Below are 22,763 nucleotides of genomic sequence, written 5' to 3' on the forward strand. Positions count from 1 at the left end.
CCGCTCGGCTTCAATGAGGGAATGATCACACCGGCGGCCGGCACGGCCACCGTTCCGAAGGGCGTGCGCCTCGGTTACGGGGTGGGCTCCTTCTGCACCGCCACGGTCAACGCCGTGCCGGGCCTGCTGCTGCTGTTCTACATGACGAACTTCCTGGCCGTGCCCGCGTGGCTGGCCGGCGTGGTCGTCACCGCGCCCAAGGTCTGGGACCTGATCATCAATCCGCTGGTCGGGCGCTGGTCGGACCGGACCACCTCGCGCTGGGGGCCGCGCCGGCCCTGGCTGCTGGCCGGGGCGTGCACGCTGCCGGTCGCGTTCTTCCTGGTCTTCGCCGGGCCGCCGCTGACCGGGGTGCCGGCCGCGCTCTACGTCGGGCTCTGCTTCATGGCCACGGCGACCGCGTACGCGCTGTTCGAGGTGCCGTACAAGGCGATGCCGGGCGAGATGACGCACGACTACCACGAGCGCACGTCGCTGCTGCAGTGGCGGATGGTGTTCATCGGCGCGGCCACCGCGATCAGCGGCGTGCTGGCCCCGGCCATCGCCCACAGCGAGGGCGTGGACGGCACGCTGGGCAGCTACCGGCTGATGGCGCTGACGATCGCGATCGTGCTGTTCGCGGCCATGCTCGGCTCCTTCTTCGGCACCGCCCGCGCCCCCATGACCGGCGCCCCCGAAGGGGATCGGGGCACGTGGCGGGAGCAGTTCGCGGCGATCAAGGGCAACTCGGCGTTCGTGTGGCTGACCGTGCTGGCCTGCGTCCAGATGCTGGCGGTCAGCATGATGCTGGCGGCGGCGCCGTACTTCGCGACGTACACGCTGGGCTCCTCGGGGGCCACGCAGACGCTCTTCGCCGTGCTGGTCGGGCCGATCCTGCTGACCATGCCGCTGTGGGTGCGCGTGGCCAGGCGCCTCGACAAGCGCGGCGCGATGGTGGTGGCGGCGCTGCTGTTCGGGGCCGGGACGACGGCCGCCATGGCGACGCCGCTGTTCGGCCCGATCTGGGCGCACGTCACGATCCTGGTGGTGGGCGTCGGGTACGCGGGCGTGCAGCTCATGCAGTTCTCCATGCTCGCCGACGTGATCGCGGTGGACGCGGCCAGGACGGGCAAGCGGCGGGCCGGCGTGCTGACCGGGCTGTGGACGGCGATCGAGAGCGGGTTCAGCTCGTTCGGCGCGCTGATCTTCGGGGTGATCCTGTCGATCAGCGGCTTCGTCGAGTCCCAGCCGAGCAAACCGGTCGAGCAGCCGGACAGCGCGGTGACCGCGGTCCTCATCGGACAGACCACGGTCCCCGCGCTGATCATCTTCGCGTCGGTGCTGATAACGCTGAAGTACCGCCTCACGCCACCCGGCGAGCCGGAGCCGGCCGCGTCCGAGTGAACGCCCCGGCGAGCAGCGCCGCCAGCAGGGGCAGCCCCAGCACGAGCACGGCCAGGAAGGGCCACGGCATCGCCAGGCCGCCGGACACGCGCGCCGTCCGCAGGCCCTGCGTCATGGCCGTGGCGGTCACCAGGCCCGCCACCAGGCCCGTGACGGCGCCCAGCCCCGCGATGTAACCGGCCTGCGCCGCCACCACCAGCCTGCGGGTCAGGGGACGGCCGCCCACGGCCGACAGGATGTCGAGATCGCGGCGCATGTCGGCCGCGGCCAAGCCCGTGGCCGCGAAGGTGCCGCCGAGCACCAGGATCACGGCCGCGGCCAGCAGCGCTCCGAGCATGAGGGCGTACTGCTCGTCGCTGTCGTCGTCGATGACGACGACCGCCGCGCCGATCGCCAGCGCCTGCAGGTCCGGCTCCAGCTGGTCCGGCACGGGTTGGGGCAGCGTGGCGTACAGCCTCCGCTCGGCGGTCTCGAACCCGGCCTTCTTCAGGGCCGACGCGGGGATCACGGCGCCGCCCTGGCCGGCCTGGGCGGCACCGGCCCGCACCGCCGGGATGCGGATCGGGACCCCGTCGGCGTCCTCCCCTCCTTGGACGGTCACGTCCAGGGCGCCGTCGCTGATCAGCCGGGGGTCGAACACCACGGCCCGGCCGGCCGCCAGCGCGGCCTCGGCCGACGGGTCCCGCCGCCCCTGGAGGAGGGCGAGCAGCCGGGCGTCGCCGGTGATCGGGAGGTCGAACGGCGATCCGTAGTAGGGGGAGGAGGTCCCATCCGCCGGTGACCGCAGGAAGGTCGCCAGCTCCCGCCCCTGGTCGTCCACCGCCGCGAGCCCGGGGACGAAGGTCGCCGCGGGCAACCGCTCACGCATGGCGGCGCGCACCTCCGACCAGACGTGATCGTCGGCGCTCTGACCGTAGACGACCAGGGTGCCCTCGGGCGCCGCGGGCCTGGACTCCTCGCGGCGCTCGGCGTACGTCGTGTGGTACGCGATGCCGACCGTGACCGCGCCCATCGTGGCCGCCATGACGGCCGCCACCGCCGAGGCCGTGCGGGCGCGATGGCGGGCGCCGTCCCGGATCGACAGCCGCGCCGGCAGCGGCAGGCGGGCGGCGAGCCGTCCGGTACGGGCCACGAGCCACGGCGTCAGCGCGATCAGCCCGAAGAGCGTCACCGTGGCCGAGGCCACCACGCCGAGGTCGTTCCTCGACGCGACGGTGAACATCATGGCCACTCCCAGCAGCACCAGCACGAGCCCGAGCACCGGAACGCCCACACGCTCACGCGCCTTCGCCGCGCGCCCGGCGAGCACCTGGGCCGGGCTCTGCCGCGCCGCCCCGGCAGCCGGGGCCATCGCCGCCACCAGAGCGCTGACCAGGCCGAGCGCCGCGACGCCGAGCACCTGCCACCACGGGATGTCCGGTGGCCCGCTGGTCCAGTCCAGGTATCTGGCCGCGACCGCCTCGGCGATCGCGCCCGCGCCGACGCCCAGTGCGGCGCCGATCAGGGCCGCGGCGCCGCCCAGGAGCAGGCCGTCGGCCAGCACGATCGTGCGCAGGTGACGCGGCGAGCCACCCTGCGCGGCGATGGTGGCCAGCTCCCTGCCGCGCCGGCGCAGCCCGACGGCGAACGCGGGCCCGGCCAGCAGCACCGTCTGCGTGACGACGAGCAGCACGGCGATGGCCGTCCACAACCGCTGGTCAGGGCGGCTGGAACCCGCGTCGAAGGCGTCCGTGCGGGGGCTCTCGACGACGGCTCGGGAGGCCACGCGCACTCCCGCCCGGTTCAGCCGTTTCACGTCCTGCCAGGTGACGGGGGCCGGGGTGTCGGCCAGCCAGCCGGGGCCGCGCCAGGTTCCCTCGGGCGGTCGTACGGAGTCGTACAGGGCGACGACCTCGCTGATCCCCGGGCGGTTCGGGTGCTCGACGACGCCCACGACGCGCTTCGGCTCGCCGCTCCGGCTCACCTGGAGCGTGCTCCCGACGGTGACGCCCGCGTCGAGCAGCGCGGGCGTGACGGCGATCTCCTGCGGCGTCGCGGGGTGGCGGCCGCGCACGAGCGGCCTGACGCCGGTGCCGAGCGGATCGCGCAGGTCGATCTCCAGCAGGTCCACCCGGCCGAAGCCGGCCGGCAGGCGGGCCTCGGTCGTGTACTGGTGGAAGGGCAGCAGCCGGCCGCCGGTCAGCGCGGTGACCTCGGCGGTGGTCCAGCCAGGTGGTCGTGCTCCCGTCTGCGGCTGGTCGCCGAACCTGCCGGCCGGCTCCTGGGTGATGGGTGTCCTGCGCAGGTGCGCGTACACGACCGCGTCGGCGACCGGGCCCAGCCGGGAGGGCAGCTCGTCGCGCGCGGACAGGTTCGTCGTCTGCGACAGCGTGAGCAGCCCGGTGATGAGCAGAACCGGCAGCCCGATCATCACCATGATCAGCGCGCTGCGGCCCTTGGCGCGGGCGGCGTCCCTGCGGGAGATGCGCAGTGCGGCGCGGAACGCGCTCACCTGGCGCTCTCCAGCCGTACCGCGTTCGCCTCGGCGATGCGGCCGTCGCGCAGGTAGATCACCCGGTCCGCCCAGGCGGCGTAGCGGGGCTCGTGGGTGACGAGCAGCACCGCCGCGCCCGCGTCGGCGCGCGTGCGCAGCAACTGCAGGATCTCATCGCCCGTGGCCGTGTCCAGCGCGCCGGTCGGCTCGTCGGCCAGCAGCAGCCGGCGCTCGCCCGTCAGCGCCCTGGCGATGGCCACGCGCTGGCGCTGCCCGCCGGACAGCTCCTCGGGGAAGCGGCCGGCGACCTCCTCGGCGCCCACCTCGGCCAGCGCCTCCAACGCCTCGGCGCGGGCACGGCCCGATCTGACGCCGTCGAGCTCCCTGGGCAGCATCACGTTCTCGGCGGCCGTCAGCGACGGGATCAGGTTGAGGTCCTGGAAGACGTAACCGACGCTGGTACGCCGGATCGCGGCCAGGTCCTTCACCTTCGCCAGGTCCCTGCCCTCGATCGTCACGCCGCCCGAGGTCGGCCGGTCGAGGCCGCCCGCCAGGTTGAGCAGCGTGGACTTGCCCGAGCCCGACGGGCCCATGACCGCGACCAGCTCACCGGCCGCGACCTCCAGGCTCACCCCGCGCAGGGCGTGCACCCTGCCGTGCTCGCGGGTCACCTCCCGCAACTCCACCACAGTCATCGGTTCTTCTCCTTGGACACGGCCTCGCAGTGGTCCAGCCAGCGCTGTTCCGCCTCGGCCTTGAAGATCAACGAGTCGAGCACGAGCCGCTGCGCGAGCCCATCGGCCGCGCGTTTGTCCTTCGTGAGCTGCTGCAACGCGCGCATGGTGGCCACGCGCTGGGTCTGGACCACCTCGGCGACTTCGACGCCGGCGGACACCGCCATCGCGATCTTGATGGCCAGCTCGTCCCTCGGCCGGTCGGTCTGGGCGACGGGGGTGCCGAACCAGTGCTCCAGCTCCTCCCGGCCGGCCTCGGTGATCGTGTAGACCGCGCGGCCCTGGTCGTCCTCGCCGCCGGGCGCGACCAGCCCGTCACGCTCCAGGCGGGCGAGCGTCGTGTAGACCTGGCCGATGTTGAGCGGCCAGGCCGCCCCCGTGGACGCCTCGAACTCCACCCGCAGCTGATAGCCGTAGCGGGCTCCGCCGTGCAGCAGCGCCAGCAGTCCGTGTCTGATCGACATGGATACTGAGTATGCATACGGAGTATGTCCATCGCAAGTGATCCGCGTATTCTGGACACGAAGCGAGGTTCAGGCCGATACTCGCTACATGAGCTCCACGCATCCGCCTTTTCGCGCCTCAGATGGAGAGCGTGACCGTGCGATCGACGAGCTCAGAGACCGCGCCGTGGAGGGCCGCATCTCCCACGACACCTTCGTGGGCCGGGTCGACCAGGCGTTGCGCGCGCAGAACCAGCGCGAGCTCGACGAACTGGTGGCCGACCTGCCGCGGCGGCCCACGTTCCGGCAGCGGCTGACCGACGCCGTCTCCTCGGTGTCGGAGTTCACCACCCGGGTGCAGTCCGCGTGGCGGCGTCCGCGCCTGCCGCGCCTGGCCCTGCCCGACGACGACCGGCTGCGTTACGTGGTGGGCCGGGGGTCGGCCTGCGATCTCGTCCTGTCGGACCTGACGGTCTCCCGCGTCCACGCCGAGCTGCGGCGGGAGGGCGACGGGGCGTGGCTGCTGGTCGATCTCGGCTCGCTCAACGGCACCCGGCTCAACGGGTGGCGGCTGATGGGGCCGGCGCGGGTGAAGTCGGGTGATGAGATCTCGTTCGGCGACTGCGGGTTCATGGTGACCTCGCACCAGCCGTCCTGATCTTGCCAGTTGGCGCCACAAATACGGATATTTGCGGATTACAGGGTGACTGTGGTGATCCATGCTTCCAGGCGATCCCCCAGTCACTTGGAGACCCCATGCGGCGCACCTCAGCATCCCTCGTCGCGGGCGCGCTCGTCGCGGCCCTCGCGTGGGCGTCAGGACCTTCCTCCCCCGCCGTGGCGCTCGACCCCTCCGTGGGCGCGGCGGACCTGACCCAGGACATCAACCAGATCCTCAGCGACTCGCGGCTCACCATCGCCAGAGCCGGCGTCGTGGTCAAGAGCGCTCAGACCGGCGAGGAGCTGTACGCCACCGACGCCGGCAAGCAGCTGATCCCGGCCTCCAACACCAAGCTGTTCACCTCGGCGGCGGCGGTCGAGACCCTCGGCCTCGACTACCGCTTCCCCACCACCGTGCTGAACACCGGCCGCAAGGCGGGCTCGGTGCTGGCCGGCGACCTGGTGCTGCGGGGCACCGGCGATCCGACCATGCTGGCCGAGGACTATGACGCGCTGGCCGCCGACGTCGCCAAGGCCGGCATCAAGGTCGTCACCGGCAAGCTGGTGGCCGACGACACCTGGTTCGACGACCGGCGGCTCGGCAACGACTGGGCCTGGGACGACGAGACCGCGTACTACGCGGCGCCGATCTCGGCGCTGACCGCCTCGCCCGACCGCGACTACGACGCCGGCTCGGTGATCGTGGGGGTGGCGGCCGAGAACGGCAAGGTCAAGGTGACCACCACGCCCGCGACCGACTACCTGAAGATCGTGAACAAGGCCACGGCCGGCGCCGAGACCGACGTGCTCATCGAGCGCCAGCACGGCACGCGCACGGTGGTCATCACCGGCACGGTCGCCGATCCGTACCAGGAGTGGGTGGCCGTGGACGACCCCACCGCGTACGCGGCCTCGCTGTTCCGCAAGGCGCTGGGCAAGCACGGCGTCAAGGTGCTCGGCTCGACCGAGACCGCCGCGGCTCCGTCGAACGCGAAAAAGCTGGCCGAGCATCAGTCGATGACGCTGGGCGAGCTGCTCGTGCCGTTCCTGAAGCTGAGCAACAACATCCACGCCGAGATCCTCACCAAGGCCATGGGCCGCAAGGTGTCCGGCCAGGGCACCTGGTCGGCCGGGCTCAAGGTCAGCACCGACTTCGCCAAGGCGAACGGCGTGCAGGTGATCAACATGCGGGACGGCTCGGGGCTGTCGCGCCGCGACGGCTTCTCGCCGGGCTCGATCGTGGAGCTCCTGTCGGCCGTACGCGCCAAGCCGTGGTTCTCCACCTGGTACGAGGCCCTGCCCATCGCCGGCAACGCCGACCGGTTCACCGGCGGCACCCTGCGCAGCCGGATGGGCGGCACGCCGGCGGCGGACAACGTGCACGCCAAGACCGGCTCGCTGACCGGTGTCACCTCGCTGTCCGGCTACGTCACCAGCGCCGACGGCGAGCCGCTGATCTTCTCGATCATGCTCAACCAGTACCTGTCCGGCTCCCCGAAGGACATCGAGGACAAGATCGCCGTCCGGCTCGCCCAGTTCTCCAGGACGGCGGCCGCGGGCGAGACCGCGCAGCTGCGCGCCACGGACGCGGGCCCGGCGGGCGACCTGGAGTGCTCGTGGCTCAAGCCGGTCCAGTGCTGAGGTGAGACAGCGATGAGCGACTGGGCGCTTCAGCCGGGCTGAAGCGCCCAGTCCCATGATCAGCCGGCTTCGAGCACGAAGAACAGGAAGCTGAGGAACCGCGTGCGGGAGGGGTCGATCTCGCGGAACTCCTCGGGGAACAGCTCACGGGCCTCCGGCACGAACGGCGGCTCGCTGATGACGCTGATGCGGAAGCCGGCCGCGGTGAAGGCCTCGGTCATCGCGTGCAGCGGCCGGTCCCAGAAGCTCATCCGCGCGTTCTGCCCGCCCATGGTCCACTCTTCGACCCGGTTGCGGACCTCGAAGTACTTCGGCCGCTTCTCCCCCGCCATGGCGGCGAAGAGAGTGAACACGAAGGGATGGTCGACCGAGACGAGCAGCCGGCCGCCCGGCTTCAGCACGCGTCGCAGCTCGGCCAGCGCCGGTCCCCAGTCCTTCAGATAGTGCAGCACCAGGGACGCGGTGACGTCGTCGAACGTGTCGTCGGGGAAGGGCAGCGGGGCGGCCAGGTCGGCGACCCGCAGGTCCGCGTCCGGGCCCAGCCGCTTCCTGGCCAGCTCCAGCATCCCGGCGCTCGCGTCGATCCCGGTCACGACGGCGCCCCGATCGCGCAGCTCGGCGAACAGCGGACCCGAGCCGCAGCCCGCGTCGAGGATCCGCCGGCCGGCCACGTCACCGGCCAGCTCCAGCATCGCCGGGCGCTCGTAGTACGCGTTGACGAGGCTGTTCGCGTTCTCGGTCGAGTACCCCTCGGCGATGGTGTCGTAGTCGTTGAGCGCGCCGGGGTTCGCGGTCTCGATCTGATCTTCGGGCGTCGTAGGCATGCGGGCCATTCTGGACCAACAGCCCGATCATCGAGCGCTCACGGCCCGAGCCGATCCTGCGCGGCCGGCCCACGTGAGTTCACGGCCCCGACGCGCGGAGGGCCGCTCTGGTTTACCGACTTCCACCAGGGGCGTATTACGATTCAGCTACCTGGAACTCCAGGTATGGCGCGGAATTTCCGTACAAAGCCGACTTGAGGGGACCAGAATGCGGTTCGACGCAGTGTCGAGCCCCCGACCGGAGGACTGAAATGCGCAGACAACTCCAGGCGATCGCCTGCCTCGGAAGTCTGGCGGCATTGAGCATCCCCTCGCCGGCCGCGGCCTCCAGCGACCGGAACACCCAGCAGATCGCCCGGCAGGACACGCAGCAGGCGTGCCGGGTGCTCGCGCTCAAGCCGTTCGTCTCCAAGGGCAGGGTGCGCGGCACCGTCGCCCGGACGGGCTGCGCCGACCAGGCCCGGTTGCGGGTGCGCATCAAGGTTTCGGCGGCGGGTCCCGACCGGGTCGTCAAGAGCGGCTCCAAGGTCATCGGCAACGGCCGGATCACCGCCAACGTCCGGTGCGGCAGCACGCCGCGCCGCTACTACGTGGTCGCGCTCGACTCCCAGGGCCGGACAAACACCTCCCGCGCGCTGGCGCTGGCGTGCGGGCGCGCGGCCTCCAACTCCCGCTCCAGCGGCTTCGCCTCCGCCGCCGAGACGGCCGTCGTCACGCTCACCAACCAGGCCAGGGCCAGGAACGGCTGCCGTCCCCTCACCCATGACGCCAAGCTGCACCGCGCCGCCGAGCGGCACTCGGCGGACATGGCGCGCAACAACTACTTCTCGCACGAGTCGCGCGACGGCCGCACGTTCGACCGGCGGATCAAGGCCGAGGGCTTCGCCTTCCGCCTGGCCGGCGAGAACATCGCCAAGGGCCAGCCGAGCGCCGCCGCCGTGGTCAGGGCCTGGCTCGACAGCCCGGGACACCGGGCCAACATCATGAACTGCTCCTTCACCCACATCGGCGTCGGACACGCCGGCCAGGGCCCCACCTGGACGCAGGACTTCGCCGCCCGTTAGGGCATCTCCCCCTGGACCAAGGGAGCGTCGGGCTCACACCGGCCACACCCGAGCCGGTTCCCCACCGCACGCCCACACGCTCCCCTTCCGGGCGGACCCGGCCGCGCCTCCCCCCCCGCACACAGGACCGCGGCCGGGTCCGCACACCCAGCCACCCGCACACCCGGCCACCCGCACGCCCGTCCATGCGCGGGCCCGTCCCTGCGCGGGCCGCCGCACGCCGCCCGCGCCGTCCGTGCGCCGGCTACTCGGGCGGCCGGTCCGAGAAGCGGGCCAGGACGAGCGCCTCGACGACGCCGACGACCGCGTACGCCAGGATGGACACCCCCGTGACCACCACGATGTCCGCCCACACCTCGTCGTAACGGAACCCGCCGATCGCGCGCAGGATCTCGGCCCCGATGCCCTGCCCGGTGGCCAGCCACTCGGCGATGAGCGCGCCGATGATCGAGGCGGGCACGGAGATCCGGGCCGAGGCGAACACCGAGGGCATCGCGGTCGGCACCGCCACCTTGCGCAGCACGGTCAGCCGGGTGCCGCCGTACGCCATGATCAGGTCGGTGGCCTGCGGTGAGGCCGATCTCAGCCCGAAGGCGATGTTCACCAGTGCGGGGAAGAAGACCACGATGCCGCCGATGACGGCGACGCCGACGAGATCGCGGCCGAAGATCAGCGTGATCAGCGGCGTCATGACGACGAGCGGCACCGAGCGCAGCAGCATCGCGACCGGCATGAACGTCTGCTCGACGGTCCTGAACAGCACGAACGTGACGGCGACGACGGTCGCGGCGATCATCCCCGAGGCGAAGCCGACGGCGGCGTCCCTGACCGTGATGCCCAGCGCGCCGAACACGGCCTCGCGGTGGGCCGCGGACGACGTCAGGTACTCCCAGACCTGCGGGGGGCGCTTGCCCACCAGCGGGCTGATCCCGAACGCCTCCAGAGCCAGCCACCAGGCCGCCACGACGATGACGACAGAGGGCGCGAGCGGCCCCACGATCCGCAGCACGATCCGGCCGATCACCGCGACTCCCCTCTCGACCAGGGGGTGACCACGCGGGCGGCGAGCGCCACGAGCGCGTAGCCGAGCCCCGCGATCAGGCCGGCGACGAGCGCCAGCCCCCAGGTGCGCGGCACCTGGAACTGCTGCTGGGAGATCATCAGCGACACGCCGAGCCCCTGGTCGTTGCTGCCCAGGTACTCGCCGATGATGGCGCCGAGCAGGGCGGACGGCGCGGAGATCTTCAGCCCGGCGAACGTGCCGGGCAGGGCGGAGATGATCTGTACGTAACGCAGCCGCGCCAGGCGTCCGCCGCCGTACACGGTGACGAGGTCGAGGCTCGCCCGGTCGGCGGAGCGCAGGCCGAGCAGGGCGCCGATGAGGGTGGTGAAGAAGACGGAGATGGCCGCGAGGAACACCACGGTCGCCTCGCCGCCGAAGACCACCAGCACGATCGGCCCGATGGCCAGCAGCGGAACGCAGTAGCTGATCACCGCGAGCTGCGTGGCGACGGCCTCCAGCCTGGGCACGAGCAGCACCAGCAGCGCCACCCCGACGGCCAGGCCGTTGCCCCACAGGAAGCCCTGGACGGCCGCGGTCAGGGTGGCGGAGGCGTTCGGGCCGTAGAAGGACCAGCCGTCGCGGCCCATGGACGCGAGCACCGCGGCGGGGGTGGGCACCGCGCCGCCCTCGGCGAACACCGTCGCCGCCAGCAGCCACCAGAGCGCGACGAGGGCGGCGACCCCGATCAGTCCCTGGACCCGTCTCATGCGCCGTGCCCGAACAGCAGGTCGCTGAGGTGGTCGTGGATGGCGTGGAACTCGGGCGTACGCATCATCTCCGGCGTACGCGGGCGCGGCAGGTCGATCTCCACCATCTCGATCACCCGCCCCGGCCGCGCGCTCATGACGGCCACCACGTCCGACAGGAAGATCGCCTCGCCGATGCCGTGGGTGACCATGAGGGTGGTGGCCGGCTTCTCGGTCCAGATGCGCAGCAGCTCCAGGTTGAGCCGCTGGCGGGTCATGTCGTCCAGGGCGCCGAACGGCTCGTCCAGCAGCAGCACGCTGGGCCTGACCACGAGGGCGCGGGCGATCGAGACCCGCTGGCGCATGCCGCCGGACAGCTCGGCCGGCCGGGCCTTCTCGAAGCCGTCGAGGCCGACCAGCTTGATCAGGTCCTCGATCACCCCGGGCTCCGGCCTGATCCCGGCCACCTCCAGCGGCAGCCGGATGTTGGCCGCGACGCTGCGCCAGGCGAGCAGCGCCGAGTCCTGGAAGGCGATGCCGAGGTGGTGGCTTCTGCGCAGCTCCTGGGGCGTCTCGCCGTTCACCGAGACCTCGCCCGCGGTGGGCTCCTCCAGGCCGGCCAGGATGCGCAGCACGGTGGACTTGCCGCAGCCGGACGGGCCGAGCAGCGACAGGAACGAGCCCTTCGGCGTGCGCAGGTCCACACCCTCGACGGCGGTCACGCCCTTGCCGAACGTCTTGCTCAGCCCCGCGACGCTGATGCCGCTCATGCCGGCTTCAGGCTCGGGTCGGCCTGGTAGATCTCGTTCAGGATCGACAGGTCGAACAGCTGCTCGGCCTTGATGTTCAGGCCCGCCTTGGCCAGCGACTCGATGTTCTGCCCGATCAGCTCGGGCGTCATCGTGAACAGGCCGTTGGCCTTGGCGTCGGGGGTGACGACGAGCTCGTTCTGCATCTTCGCCTCCTCCGTCTGCTCCTTGACGTCGAGGTTCTGGTCCTTGCCGTAGACGGTGGCGGCCAGCTCGGCGGACTTGGCCGGGTCGGCGACGGCGTCCTTCCAGCCCTTGATCTCGGCGGTGAGGAACGCCTTGAGCTTGTCGCGCTCGTTGTCGATGGTCTCCTGCGTGACCGTGAACGTCTCGGCGACCAGCGGCAGCCCGGCGTCGGCGAGCAGCAGGTACGCCGGGTCGTGCCCCTGCATGCGCAGGTTGACCGGGCCGCTGGTGACGAAGCCCACGTACCCGTCGAGCTGCCCTGAGGTGAGCATCGACGGGTCGGACTGGAACGGCACCCTGGTCACGCTGGAGGCGTCGAGGCCGTTGGCCTTGAGCAGCGCGTTCCAGACCAGCTCGTTGGAGTCCTGCACGCCGATCTTCTTGCCGGCCAGGTCCTTGGCCTCCTTGATCGGGTTCTTGTTCAGGGAGACGATGGCGAACGGGTTCTTCTGGAACGTCGCGCCGACGATCTTCAGCTGGGCGCCCTGGAGCACGGCGGGGGCGGTGATGGTGGGGGCCGACAGGCCCGCCCAGCAGCGGCCGGTGGCCAGGCCCGACTCGACCGAGGTGCCGGAGCCGCCGCCGGACAGCAGCTCGACCTGGGTGAACCCGGCGTTCTTGAAGTGACCGTTGGTGTCGGCGAAGTACTCGCCGGCGAACTCGACGTTCTTCTTCCAGGAGAGCTGCAGTTTGACCGCCCCGAAGCCGCCGCCGCTCGCGGAGCCCGTCGTGCCGCCGTCGTCGCCGCAGGCGGCCAGACCGAGCGCCAGACCGGCCAGACCGGTTGTCCGCAGGAACGCGCGACGGTCGAGGATAGCCATAATTCTCCTTGAACGGCCTAGACGTGCAGGTCAGGAAGCTATCTCTCGATTATTACCATCGTGTGACGGTCATTTCGGACAACGGGGCGATCCGAGGGCGGGAGACGGAGAAGCCGGGAAAAGCGCTGGCGAGCCCTGTAGGTCCCTACGAGAGGGCGGCGTCAGGACCGTAGATCCCTCCAGCGGCCCAGGGGCTCGGGTAGCGTCGGGCCTTGAGATGAGACTCGACGGAATCCCCCTTTGGGACGGTACCGAATACCGGGGCCCGGTCGATCTGGCCTGGGAGCCCGACCGGATCACGGACCTCAACCCGGCGGCGCAGCGCCACGGCGACCTGTGCGTGCTGCCCGGCCTGGTCGACACGCACGTCCACCTGGTCGGGTACGCCGGCGCCGGCGAGCCGCCCGACTTCGCGACCTGGCCGCTCACCACCACCCGCGACGAGCAGGTGCTGCACGGCGCCGCCCACGCCCAGCGGGCCATGCGGCACGGCGTGACGACGCTGCGCGACCTGGCCGGCGACGAGGCCCAGATCGCGCTGCGCCGGGCCTTCGACGCCGGGATCCTCGCGGGGCCGCGCATCCAGGTGCACGGCGTGGTGGGGATGACCGCCGGGCACAACGACCTGTTCGTGCCGCCCGCCGTACCGCTGCCGCTGCGCAAGCCGACCGCCGACGGGCCCGACGAGTGCCGCAAGCTCGTCCGCACCTGGGCCAGGGCCGGCATGGACGGCATCAAGCTCACCACCAGCGGCGGCGTCCTGTCGATCGGCGACAGGAACGTCTGGCGCAACTACACCCGCGACGAGATCAGGGCCGTCGTGGACGAGGCCCACGCCCTCGGCATGCGGGTCGCCTCCCACGCCCACTCCGAGGACGGCATCCGGGTGGCCGCCGAGGAGGGCGTCGACTCCATCGAGCACGGCACGCTCATGAGCCGCGACCTGGCCGAGACGCTGGCCGCCCGGCGCACTCCCGTGGCTCCCACGCTGCTCATCAACGAGGCCATCGCCGAGGGCCGGGTGCCGGTCACCCGCGAGGCGATGGACAAGGCCGCCGAGCTGGTCGCCACCCGCGACGTGCTGCTGGCCCAGGCCGCGGCGCTGGGCGTGCGGTTCGTGCTCGGCACCGACGCCAACGGCCACCACGTGCGGTTCGGCGACCAGCTCGCCGAGGTCGTCCACATGACGCGCGTCCTCGGCCTGGACGCCGAGTCGGCGCTGCGCGCGGCCACCTCCGACGCCGCCGACGCGATCGGCATGCCGGTGGGCCGCCTGGCGCCCGGCCTGGGCGCCGATCTGATTGTGCTGCGCGGCCGCCCCTGGGAGCGGATCGAGGACCTGGCCACGGAGAACATCGTGGCCGTGGTCTCACGTGGCCGGCTCGTCGCGGGCCGGCTGCCCTGAGCGCAGCGCCAGATACAGGTCCGTACGGTCGCGCATCGACGTCATCCGCCGCCCGGTCAGCTCCTCGATCCGCTGCATCCGGTAGCGCAGGGTGTTGACGTGCACGTACAGCTCGTCGGCGGTGCGCTGCCAGGATCCGCACGTCTCCAGGAAGATGTCCAGCGTGCGCAGCAGCTCGGAGCCGTGCCGGGCGTCGTAGTCCTCGACCGGCCCGAGCAGGTGGTCGCGGAAGGAACGGCGGGTGGCGGCGGGCAGCGAGGCCAGCAGCAGGTCGAAGCTGTCGATGTCGGCCAGGGACATGATCGACACGGGGCCCGGCCCGGTCCTGGCCGACTCCATGCCACGCCTGGCCGTCTCCAGCGCCTCGCCGAGCTGTGACACGCTGGCCGCCATCTCGCTGATCCCGGCGGCGATGCTCGTCCCCTGCCGCCCGGCGACCAGGCCGCGCAGCTCGTCGGCCAGGCTCTTGCGCGAGGCGCGGCCGTTGACCAGCACGACCGCCTCGTGCGGGGTGCCGCCCACGACCAGGTGCCGGCCCTTCCTGGCCAGGCCCTCGTGCAGCAGTTCGGGCAGGTCGAGGTCGGGGCCGCCGGTCAGGGTGACCGCCATGGCGGCGGTGGGCAGCCCGGGGTCGGCCCCGAGCAGCCTCAGGTGCGCCGACACCTCGCCCGGCGGGATCCGGCCGAGCACGTCGAGCAGCGTCTGCGCCCTGACCCGTTCGGCCCGGCGCTGCTCGGCGGCGAACCCTTCCGCGGTCACCACCTCGGTGATCGCGCCGAACGCCTGGTCGGGCGCGGCCAGGAGGAGCGGCAGCCGCCGGCGTTCGCACGCCTCGACCAGCTCGCCCGGCAGCTCACCGAGCACGATCAGGCCGACGACCAGGCCCGCCGCGTCGCTGGCCCACAGCGCGTCGGCGAAGCGCTCGCAGTCGGACGGCTCGGCGTACCAGACGCCGCTGGTGAGCACGAGATCGCCGGAGCGCAGGTAGCGGCGGGGGTCGGGCAGGTCCGTCGGGTACGCCCTGCGGATCTCCCGGTCGAGCGGGCCGGCCTCGGTCACCAGCGTCAGCCGCAGGTCCTCGCGTGCGAGCAGATCCTCCAGCCTCATGAAATCTGATGTTATGCCAGCTCAAGGGGTGAGAGTTCAGAGGTTCGCACGATACCTCGCACTACGTGGGTCCGGTTTACTCGTTGCCATGCGTCCCAAAGCGGAACTCCACCTGCACATCGAGGGCACCCTTGAGCCCGAGCTCGTCGTCGAGCTGGCCCGGCGGAACCGGATCGACCTGCCGACCTACGACGTGGAGGCCATCCGCTCCCGCTACTCCTTCACCGACCTGCGCTCGTTCCTGGACGTGTACTACGAGCACCTCGCCGTCCTGCGCACCGAGCAGGACTTCTACGACCTGGCCGCCGCCTACCTGCGGCGGGCCGCCGGGCAGGGGGTGCGGCACGCGGAGATCTTCTTCGATCCGCAGGCGCATCTGAGCAGGGGTGTGACGCTGGAGACGGTGTTCGGCGGGCTGTCGGCGGCGATCAAGGACTCGGGGGCGTCGGCCGCGCTCATCCTGTGCTGCCTGCGCGACCGGGGCGCGGAGGAGGCCGAGCAGGTGCTGCGGGCGGCGCTGCCGTTCCGGGACCACTTCATCGGGGTGGGGCTGGACTCGGCGGAGGTGGGGTATCCGCCGTCGCTCTTCCGGCGGGTCTTCGACCTCGCGGCGGCGGAGGGGCTGCACCGGGTGGCGCACGCGGGCGAGGAGGGCGGTCCCGACTACGTGTGGGAGGCGCTGGACGTCCTGGGCGTGGAGCGGGTGGACCACGGCATCAGGGCGATGGAGGATCCGCAGCTCGTGGCCCGGCTGCGGGAGGAGCGCATCCCGCTGACCGTGTGCCCGCTGTCGAACGTACGGCTGCGGGCGGTGCCGTCCCTGCGTGACCACATCCTGCCCGCGATGCTGGACGAGGGCCTGGTCGTGACCGTCAACTCCGACGACCCGGCCTACTTCGGCGGCTACGTGGAGGACAACTACGCGGCGTTGCGGCGGGAGCTGGGGATGAGCGACGAGCAGCTCGACCGGATCGCCCGCAACTCCTTCGCCGCCTCGTTCGCGTACGAGGGCTGAGCCTTGGGCTTGACGACGCGCGAAGGGGCCCACCCGGCGGGTGGGCCCCTGGATAACGCTGCTCAGCTGCAGAGGAATGACGTTAGCTGATCGCGCACTTCGTGTCTTCGCTCTTGATGCCGAGGATCTGGCTCAGGATGTCGCCGGTCTGAAGGACGAGGACACCGCTCGTGCTGTTGTCGACTTCACCCTGGGCGAAGATGTTCTCGTCGCCGCAGAAGAAGAAGGTGCGCTGCGCGTCTTCGTTGGCCCGGGGCCACTCGGCCGTGGCAGCTACCGCGGAGCCGCCGAACATGACCATCCCGCCGACGAGACCGGCCAGGACGAGTCCTGATTTATACATGTGATTCTCCCTGATACCTCTCGACTACTCTCCGTAGCTATCGGGAGAAGATCTGCCCTGCCCCCAAGTTCGACAAACACCGATAATTTCCGGCTTGACCAGGGAAAACCCGCCACATTACCGAACAGGTGAAGAAGAACACCCGGCTTGGCGCACGCCCGCGGGGGACTGAAGGACGGCCGCCCCTTCCATGGGGCTTCCATGACCGGGTCGGGCGCCCTCTCACGACTTTGGAAGGGGAGTATCGTGGGCAGACTAGTCGTGACTCCGCGTAGCGGACGATCCTCGCCCGATGACCACAGAACGGCACCCGCCCGACCGCCGCCTACGGCAGGGTCAGGACGACGGGGCCGTTCTCGGTGATGGCCACGGTGTGCTCGACGTGCACGCTTCTGCTTCCGTCGGCCGAGCAGACCGACCAGCCGTCGTCCGCCATGTAGTACTCGTCGCCGCCGCCGGCCATCAGGCTGGGCTCGATCGCGATCACCAGCCCGGGGCGCAGCCGCAGCCCTCTGCCGGGTCTGGCCTCGTTGGGCACCCACGGCGACTCGTGCATGGACCGGCCGATGCCGTGGCCGCCGAAGTCGTTCTGCATGCCGTAGCCGGCGCCGCGCCCGACCGTGGACATGGCGTGCCCGATGTCGCCCATCCGGCCACCGGGCACGGCCGCCTCGATGCCCGCGGCGAGCGTCTCCTCGGCGACCCTGATCAGCTTGAGGTCCTCGGCGCGGGCGTGGCCGACCGTGAGGCTGACGGTGCCGTCGGCGTGCCAGCCGTCCACGATGGCTCCGCAGTCCACGCTGAGCAGGTCTCCGTCACGCAGCCGGTACGACGTCGGCAGCCCGTGCAGCATCGTGCCGTTCACACTGGTGCAGATGACGCCCGGGTACGGCGTGGCGCCGAACGAGGGGTGATATCCGAGGAACGACGCCCCGGCCTTGGCCTCCTCCAGCACGGTCCTGGCCACCTCGTCCAGCTGCCTGAGCGTGACCCCGATGTCCGCCCGGTCGCGCACCGCGCTGTGCACGGCGGCCACCACCCGGCCCGCCTCGCGCATCGCGGCGATCTCGCCGGCCGACTTCAGTTCGATCATGGCTCCTCCTGAGCGATAACTATACCGGTATTTTTATCACGCTCAGCGGAGTCGTCGTACGGATCAGCCAGGCCCTTCCTCCTAAGGGACCTCGTACGGTCTATCCAGGCTTTTCCTCCCAGGGGACCTCGTACGGTCAGTCCAGGCCCTTCCTCCCGGGCGTCCAGAACGGCTTCGTCCGCACGTCCCTGCGATGCCATCCACGCTCGCCGACCAGGTGGGCGCGCACGGCCTGGATCGTGCGGGCCTCCCCCGCCAGATAGGCCACGCCGGGGGTGTCGGGCAGGTCCAGCTTCCTGACCGCGTCCACCAGCGCCTGCGACCCCGCCGCGGACGCGCCGCCGCGACACACCTCGACCAGATCGCCCGGCAGGCCGAGGTGGTCGCCCGGCCCCTCCGCCTCCACCGCCCCGTACGCCCGCGCCCCGGCGGGCAGCGCCCGCAACATCGGCCCGAACGCCACGGACGCCGTCTCCTCCCCCGCGAACAGGTGGTACGGGGCCTCCTCCCGCACCACGAAGCTCCCTTCCGGGCGGGTGAAGGCGATCTCCTGGCCGGGAGCGGCGTTCCTGATCCAGGTGACGCCCGGCGAGTCGCCGCCGTGGTCGTAGCCGACGAGGTCGAGGGCCTCCCACGAGGGATCGTGCCGCCAGACCGAGTACGTCCGCAGCACGCCACCCAGCGGGCCGCGGCCCTCGATCAGCAGCCGGATGTGCTGGCCGGGGGTCCACCGCAGGTACGCCAGGGCCGGCCCGCCGATCCTGACCCACCGCATGCGCGCGGTGAGCTGCTCGACCTCGACCACCTCCCCCTTGACGAAGAACCGGTCGAGCAGCTTGCGGGGCACGCTCGGGCTCATGATCGGTTCCTCCTGGGGTCGAGGTCTTCGATCTGGCGGCGGGCGTCCACGAAGATCTCCTGGATCCGCTCGACCACCCGCGGATCCCCGTGGGCGTGGGCGAGCGCCTTCACCGCCGCCTTGACCAGGCGCAGCGCGGGGCCGACGATCTCCGCCGCCTCCGGCTCGCGGAACATCCCCCACTCGCCCCGGCCCGCGGCCCGGCCCCACAGACGCTCGATCTCCTCGGCCCGCTCGGCGGCCACCCGCCCGCCCTCGTCGGTGACGTGGTAGACCTTGCGGCCGTCCTCGGACTCGGCGCGTACCAGGCCCTCGTCCTCCAGCAGTTGCAGGGTCGGATAGATGGAGCCGGCGCTCGGCTCGTAGGTGCCGTTGAAACGGTCGGCGAGCCGGCCCATGAGCTGGTAGCCGTGGCCGGGCCCCTCGGCGACCAGGGCGAGGATGGCCAGCCGCAGCTCACCCGGCCCGAAGAACCGCCCCGTGGGGCCTAAGCCACCGGCGCCCTGATTACGACGTGCGTTCATCATGAGTCGGATGCTATATCGAACGATATATCGGAGTAAAGACGTACTATCTCGATGCCGGTCCCTCAGCGGCGCGGATCCGGACCCTCGGTGACCCCCCAGGCCTCCGCGAGCCGACCGTCGTCGATGCGGAAGATCTCGATCAGCACGGCACGGACGTCGCCGCCCTGAACGTCCATCCCCTCGACGGACGAGCGGACCGCCACCTTGTCACCGTCGATCAAAAGGTCCTCGGCCACGACCCGCATCTTCGGGAACTGGGCGACGACCTGCACCCAGGCCGCCCGCCCCGCCTCGAACCCGATGGCGCCGAGCGGATGGTTGCGGAAGTCGGGCGTGAACAGCTCGGCGGCCTGGTCGAACTGCCGCGTGTTGAAGCATTCCTGCATCCGCCGCACCAGAGCGCCGGCTTCCTCACGGCTGGTCATCGAAGAGACCTCCTCGTCATCGGCAGACCAGCCTCCGAGCGAGGCCGGCCAGACAACCGGGGCGTCGCCCCGCTTATGGCAAGGAGCATACGGGGCGCCGCCCCGGTTAAGCTAGTCCGGTGATACGTCCAACCACGGACACCCCCCGGCCGACCCACCGGCGGACCCCGTGAACAACCGTGAGTCGCACCCCGACGCGGGCAACGACCGGGAGCAGCGTGCGGACGCGCGCAACAACCGCGAGTTGCGAGCCGACGCGGGCCACAACCAGGAGTCGCGGGCCGAGACGCGCAACGACCGGGAAATGCGGGCTGACGCGCGTCGCAATCGTGAGCAGGTGCTGCGGACCGCGCAGCGGCTGTTCGCCGCGCAAGGGCTCGGCATCTCGCTCGACGAGATCGCCCGCCGCGCGGGGGTCGGCCCCGGCACCGTTCACCGGCACTTCCCCAGCAAGCAGGCGCTCTACCTGGCCGTCGCGATCGATCAGATCAGGCAGTTGGTCGCCGAAGGAGAGGCGCTCGCCGGCACCGGCGATCCGGGCGCGCTGTTCACGTTGCTGTCCCGGATGATGGCCTCGGGTGCGGAGAACGCGGCGGTGAAGAGCGCGCTCACGGCCGCCGAGTTCGACCTGCGCGACGCCGCACCCGACGCCGCCGCCGACCTCACGCACCAGGTCGCGCGCCTGCTCGATCGTGCTCACAGCGCCGGCGTCGTACGTGCCGACGTGACCGTCGACGAGGTGATGGCGATCGTCGCCGGGGCCTTCGCCGCGATCCGGCACGCCGGCGCGGACACCAGCCGCGAACGCTCCGACCACCTCACCCGAATCATCCTCGACGGACTACGACCCCCGTCCCGGCGGTAAGAACCCCGAGCCCGGCTCCACCGCCCATCCGCGCACACCACCCAGCCGCCCAACCAGGCAGACCGCCCAGTCGCGCGCACCACCCAGCCGGGCACACCGCTCAGTGGCGCAGGACGCTCAGAGCGCGATGACGATCTTGCCTCTGGCGTGGCGGCCTTCGAAGTGGGTGATGGCTTCGGGAAGTTCGCTGAGCGGGTACGTGCGGTCGATGACGGGGGTGAGCTTGCCTCTTTCGACCAGTTCGCGCAGGGTGGCGAGGTCCCCGGCGTTCTCCTGGGTGACGAAGGTGACGATGGTGTGCCGGACGAACGGGGACATCGCCTTCAACCGGATGAGGCGACCCATCACCCCGAACCAGGGCCCGCCGCCGGTGCCGCTGTTGGGGACGAGGATCCCGTCGGGGGTGAGCGCACGCCGCAGGTCGGCCACCGTACGGTTGCCCACGTTGTCGAGAATGAAGTGATATCGGCGGCCGGTGCGGGTGAAATCCTCTTTGCCGTAGTCGATGACGTGGTCGGCGCCGAGTGAGCGGACCAGGTCGGCGTTCCCGCCGCTGCACACGCCCGTCACCTCGGCCCCGTACGCCTTCGCGAGCTGCACCGCGCACGTGCCGATGCCGCCCGAGGCCCCGTTGACCAGCACCCGCCGCCCCGCCCGCACCCGCCCTTCGCCACGCAGCGCCCGCAGCGCGGTCAGCCCCGAGGTGGGCAGGGCGGCGGCCTGCTCGAACGTCAGCCCGGCGGGCTTGTGCGCCAGCGGCCCGTCCGCGCGCACGGTGACGTATTCGGCGAAGGCGCCCCGGGCGCAGCCGAAGACCTCGTCGCCGGGCTCGAACGCCGTGACGCCCCCGCCCACCGCCTCCACCACGCCGGCCAGGTCGTTGCCCAGGCCTGGGTGCTTCGGCCGGGCCGGGCCCGCCATGGCGCGCAGGATGTACGGGCTGCCTCTGAGCAGGTGGTGGTCGCCGGGGTTGACCGCGGCCGCGCGTACCCGGACGAGCACCTCGCCGTCGCCCGGCACGGGCCTGGCCACGTCGCGCAGCTCGATGACGTCAGGCGGGCCGTAAGCGTGGTAGCAGATGGCCTTCATCGTCATGGCGTCTCCTCTGACACATGAAAGGAATTTCTGACACGTGAAAACCATACCCCCCCATGGGTGCTTGTGAGCGGGTCGCGGACGACAAAAACCGCGGCGGCCGGAGGAGATCCTCCAGCCGCCGCGGCTCGCGTTCGTTCAGGCGTCCAGCCGTTCAGGCGCTCGGCCGTTCCGCCATCCAGCGTTCAGCCGGGCAGGCGTTCAGCCGTTCCGCCATCCAGCGTTCAGCTGTTGCAGGCGTGCAGCCGTTCAGGCCTTGAGCCAGCTCATCATCGGGCGCAGCTTGGCGCCGGTCTTCTCGATCGCGTCCTCGGACAGCTCCCCGCGGTAGCGCTGGAACTCCTTCTGCCCGCCGTCGAACTCCTCGACCAGCTGCCGGGCGAAGGTGCCGTCCTGAACCTCGGACAGGATCCGGCGCATCTCCTGACGGGTCTCGTCGGTGATGACGCGCGGGCCACGGGTGTAGCCGCCGTACTCGGCCGTGTCGGAGACCGACCAGTACATCTTGGAGATGCCGCCCTCGTACATGAGGTCGACGATGAGCTTCATCTCGTGCAGGCACTCGAAGTAGGCCACCTCGGGCTGGTAGCCGGCCTCGATGAGGGTGTCGAAGCCCGCCTTGATCAGCTCGGAGACGCCGCCGCAGAGCACGGCCTGCTCACCGAACAGGTCGGTCTCGGTCTCCTCCTTGAACGTGGTGCGCAGCGCGCCCGCGCGGGTGCCGCCGATGCCCTTGGCGTAGGAGAGCGCGAGGTCGAGCGCCTTGCCCGAGGCGTCCTTCTCGACGGCCACGAGCACCGGGACGCCGCGCCCCGCCTCGAACTGACGGCGGACGAGGTGGCCGGGGCCCTTGGGGGCGACCATGCACACGTCGACGCCCTCGGGGGCCTCGATGAGGCCGTAGCGGATGTTGAGGCCGTGGCCGAAGAACAGCGCGTCACCCTCGACCAGGTTGGGGGCGACGTGCTCGGCGTACAGGTGGCGCTGGATGTGGTCCGGCGCGAGGATCATGGTGAGGTTGGCCTCTTCGACCGCCTCGGACGGCGAGAGCACGCGCAGGCCGTCGTTCTCGGCCTTCTCGCGGCTCTTGGAGCCCTCGGGCAGCCCGACGCGCACGTCGACGCCGGAATCACGCAGGGAGAGCGCGTGGGCGTGGCCCTGGCTGCCGTACCCCAGCACGGCCACGTGGCGCCCCTGGATGATCGACAGGTCGGCCTGGTCGTCGTAGTAGATCTCGGTCAC

The 22,763-nt window shown here is 71.3% G+C and carries 23 protein-coding genes; 7 read left to right on the plus strand and 16 right to left on the minus strand.

Going from position 1 to position 22,763, the window contains the following annotated elements; genetic code table 11:
* The first annotated feature begins 21 nt into the window (after positions 1–21).
* A complete protein-coding gene (locus B0I32_RS42335; RefSeq protein ID WP_106249325.1) occupies positions 22–1,383 on the plus strand; it encodes an MFS transporter in 1,362 nt (453 codons plus the stop codon).
* Here the strand turns inward: B0I32_RS42335 and B0I32_RS42340 are convergent.
* From B0I32_RS42340 to B0I32_RS42350, 3 genes are read right to left on the minus strand one after another with little or no spacing between them, the layout of a single operon-like run.
* Positions 1,343–3,874, minus strand: a complete 2,532-nt coding sequence (locus tag B0I32_RS42340; protein ID WP_106249327.1) for an FtsX-like permease family protein — start codon at positions 3,872–3,874, stop codon at positions 1,343–1,345. The genes B0I32_RS42335 and B0I32_RS42340 overlap by 41 nt on opposite strands.
* Positions 3,871–4,551: an ABC transporter ATP-binding protein gene (locus B0I32_RS42345; protein ID WP_106249329.1), complete on the minus strand. Its 681-nt coding sequence runs from the start codon at positions 4,549–4,551 to the stop codon at positions 3,871–3,873. Before B0I32_RS42345 ends, B0I32_RS42340 begins: the two co-directional genes overlap by 4 nt.
* Positions 4,548–5,054: a PadR family transcriptional regulator gene (locus B0I32_RS42350; protein ID WP_106249331.1), complete on the minus strand. Its 507-nt coding sequence runs from the start codon at positions 5,052–5,054 to the stop codon at positions 4,548–4,550. The genes B0I32_RS42345 and B0I32_RS42350 overlap by 4 nt, the downstream gene beginning before the upstream one ends.
* Positions 5,055–5,142: 88 nt before the next feature.
* Here B0I32_RS42350 and B0I32_RS42355 point away from each other — a divergent pair, with 88 nt between their 5' ends.
* Both B0I32_RS42355 and dacB read left to right on the plus strand, forming a co-directional pair.
* Positions 5,143–5,691 (plus strand): FHA domain-containing protein, encoded by a 549-nt coding sequence (locus B0I32_RS42355; protein WP_106249333.1) that lies wholly within the window; start codon positions 5,143–5,145, stop codon positions 5,689–5,691.
* A gap of 98 nt (positions 5,692–5,789) precedes the next feature.
* Positions 5,790–7,334, plus strand: coding sequence for a D-alanyl-D-alanine carboxypeptidase/D-alanyl-D-alanine endopeptidase (gene dacB, locus B0I32_RS42360; protein WP_106249335.1), 1,545 nt, complete (start codon positions 5,790–5,792; stop codon positions 7,332–7,334).
* 59 nt (positions 7,335–7,393) lie between these two features.
* On the opposite strand, the gene B0I32_RS42365 is transcribed toward dacB, so the two are convergent.
* Positions 7,394–8,167, minus strand: coding sequence for a class I SAM-dependent methyltransferase (locus B0I32_RS42365; protein ID WP_106249337.1), 774 nt, complete (start codon positions 8,165–8,167; stop codon positions 7,394–7,396).
* A gap of 242 nt (positions 8,168–8,409) precedes the next feature.
* On the opposite strand from B0I32_RS42365, the gene B0I32_RS42370 reads away from it, so the two are divergent.
* On the plus strand, positions 8,410–9,222 hold the full coding sequence (locus tag B0I32_RS42370) for a CAP domain-containing protein (RefSeq protein WP_106249339.1): 813 nt from the start codon (positions 8,410–8,412) through the stop codon (positions 9,220–9,222).
* Positions 9,223–9,466: 244 nt separating this feature from the next.
* On the opposite strand, the gene B0I32_RS42375 is transcribed toward B0I32_RS42370, so the two are convergent.
* From B0I32_RS42375 to B0I32_RS42390, 4 genes are read right to left on the minus strand one after another with little or no spacing between them, the layout of a single operon-like run.
* On the minus strand, positions 9,467–10,246 hold the full coding sequence (locus B0I32_RS42375; RefSeq protein ID WP_106249341.1) for an ABC transporter permease: 780 nt from the start codon (positions 10,244–10,246) through the stop codon (positions 9,467–9,469).
* Positions 10,243–10,992 (minus strand): ABC transporter permease, encoded by a 750-nt coding sequence (locus tag B0I32_RS42380; protein WP_106249343.1) that lies wholly within the window; start codon positions 10,990–10,992, stop codon positions 10,243–10,245. The genes B0I32_RS42375 and B0I32_RS42380 overlap by 4 nt, the downstream gene beginning before the upstream one ends.
* Complete coding sequence (locus B0I32_RS42385) at positions 10,989–11,741, minus strand: ABC transporter ATP-binding protein (RefSeq protein WP_106249344.1); 753 nt, start codon at positions 11,739–11,741, stop codon at positions 10,989–10,991. Before B0I32_RS42385 ends, B0I32_RS42380 begins: the two co-directional genes overlap by 4 nt.
* A complete protein-coding gene (locus tag B0I32_RS42390) occupies positions 11,738–12,787 on the minus strand; it encodes an ABC transporter substrate-binding protein (protein ID WP_106249346.1) in 1,050 nt (349 codons plus the stop codon). Before B0I32_RS42390 ends, B0I32_RS42385 begins: the two co-directional genes overlap by 4 nt.
* A gap of 217 nt (positions 12,788–13,004) precedes the next feature.
* On the opposite strand from B0I32_RS42390, the gene B0I32_RS42395 reads away from it, so the two are divergent.
* A complete protein-coding gene (locus B0I32_RS42395; protein ID WP_106249347.1) occupies positions 13,005–14,192 on the plus strand; it encodes an amidohydrolase family protein in 1,188 nt (395 codons plus the stop codon).
* Here the strand turns inward: B0I32_RS42395 and B0I32_RS42400 are convergent.
* Complete coding sequence (locus B0I32_RS42400; RefSeq protein ID WP_106249349.1) at positions 14,157–15,299, minus strand: PucR family transcriptional regulator; 1,143 nt, start codon at positions 15,297–15,299, stop codon at positions 14,157–14,159. The genes B0I32_RS42395 and B0I32_RS42400 overlap by 36 nt on opposite strands.
* Before the next feature lie 88 nt (positions 15,300–15,387).
* On the opposite strand from B0I32_RS42400, the gene B0I32_RS42405 reads away from it, so the two are divergent.
* On the plus strand, positions 15,388–16,314 hold the full coding sequence (locus B0I32_RS42405) for an adenosine deaminase (protein WP_106249350.1): 927 nt from the start codon (positions 15,388–15,390) through the stop codon (positions 16,312–16,314).
* Between the two features lie 82 nt (positions 16,315–16,396).
* Here B0I32_RS42405 and B0I32_RS42410 read toward each other — a convergent pair whose 3' ends face one another.
* From B0I32_RS42410 to B0I32_RS42430, 5 genes are all read right to left on the minus strand, one after another.
* A complete protein-coding gene (locus tag B0I32_RS42410; protein WP_146178511.1) occupies positions 16,397–16,657 on the minus strand; it encodes a hypothetical protein in 261 nt (86 codons plus the stop codon).
* A gap of 325 nt (positions 16,658–16,982) precedes the next feature.
* On the minus strand, positions 16,983–17,750 hold the full coding sequence (gene map / locus B0I32_RS42415) for a type I methionyl aminopeptidase (RefSeq protein WP_106249353.1): 768 nt from the start codon (positions 17,748–17,750) through the stop codon (positions 16,983–16,985).
* Between the two features lie 136 nt (positions 17,751–17,886).
* The gene (locus B0I32_RS42420) at positions 17,887–18,609 is read right to left on the minus strand and encodes a siderophore-interacting protein (protein ID WP_106249355.1); all 723 of its coding nucleotides are present in this window, start codon (positions 18,607–18,609) and stop codon (positions 17,887–17,889) included.
* Positions 18,606–19,136 (minus strand): PadR family transcriptional regulator, encoded by a 531-nt coding sequence (locus tag B0I32_RS42425; protein WP_106249357.1) that lies wholly within the window; start codon positions 19,134–19,136, stop codon positions 18,606–18,608. Before B0I32_RS42425 ends, B0I32_RS42420 begins: the two co-directional genes overlap by 4 nt.
* A gap of 62 nt (positions 19,137–19,198) precedes the next feature.
* Positions 19,199–19,561 (minus strand): ester cyclase, encoded by a 363-nt coding sequence (locus tag B0I32_RS42430; protein WP_106249359.1) that lies wholly within the window; start codon positions 19,559–19,561, stop codon positions 19,199–19,201.
* A 169-nt stretch (positions 19,562–19,730) separates the two neighbouring features.
* Here B0I32_RS42430 and B0I32_RS42435 point away from each other — a divergent pair, with 169 nt between their 5' ends.
* Positions 19,731–20,426 (plus strand): TetR/AcrR family transcriptional regulator, encoded by a 696-nt coding sequence (locus B0I32_RS42435; protein ID WP_219912293.1) that lies wholly within the window; start codon positions 19,731–19,733, stop codon positions 20,424–20,426.
* 117 nt (positions 20,427–20,543) lie between these two features.
* On the opposite strand, the gene B0I32_RS42440 is transcribed toward B0I32_RS42435, so the two are convergent.
* Positions 20,544–21,521, minus strand: a complete 978-nt coding sequence (locus tag B0I32_RS42440) for an NAD(P)-dependent alcohol dehydrogenase (RefSeq protein ID WP_245956373.1) — start codon at positions 21,519–21,521, stop codon at positions 20,544–20,546.
* A 249-nt stretch (positions 21,522–21,770) separates the two neighbouring features.
* Positions 21,771–22,754 (minus strand): ketol-acid reductoisomerase, encoded by a 984-nt coding sequence (gene ilvC, locus B0I32_RS42445; protein WP_106249500.1) that lies wholly within the window; start codon positions 22,752–22,754, stop codon positions 21,771–21,773.
* Positions 22,755–22,763 lie beyond the last annotated feature (9 nt).

This window comes from Nonomuraea fuscirosea, assembly GCF_003001935.1.
Taxonomy (GTDB): Bacteria; Actinomycetota; Actinomycetes; order Streptosporangiales; family Streptosporangiaceae; genus Nonomuraea; species Nonomuraea fuscirosea.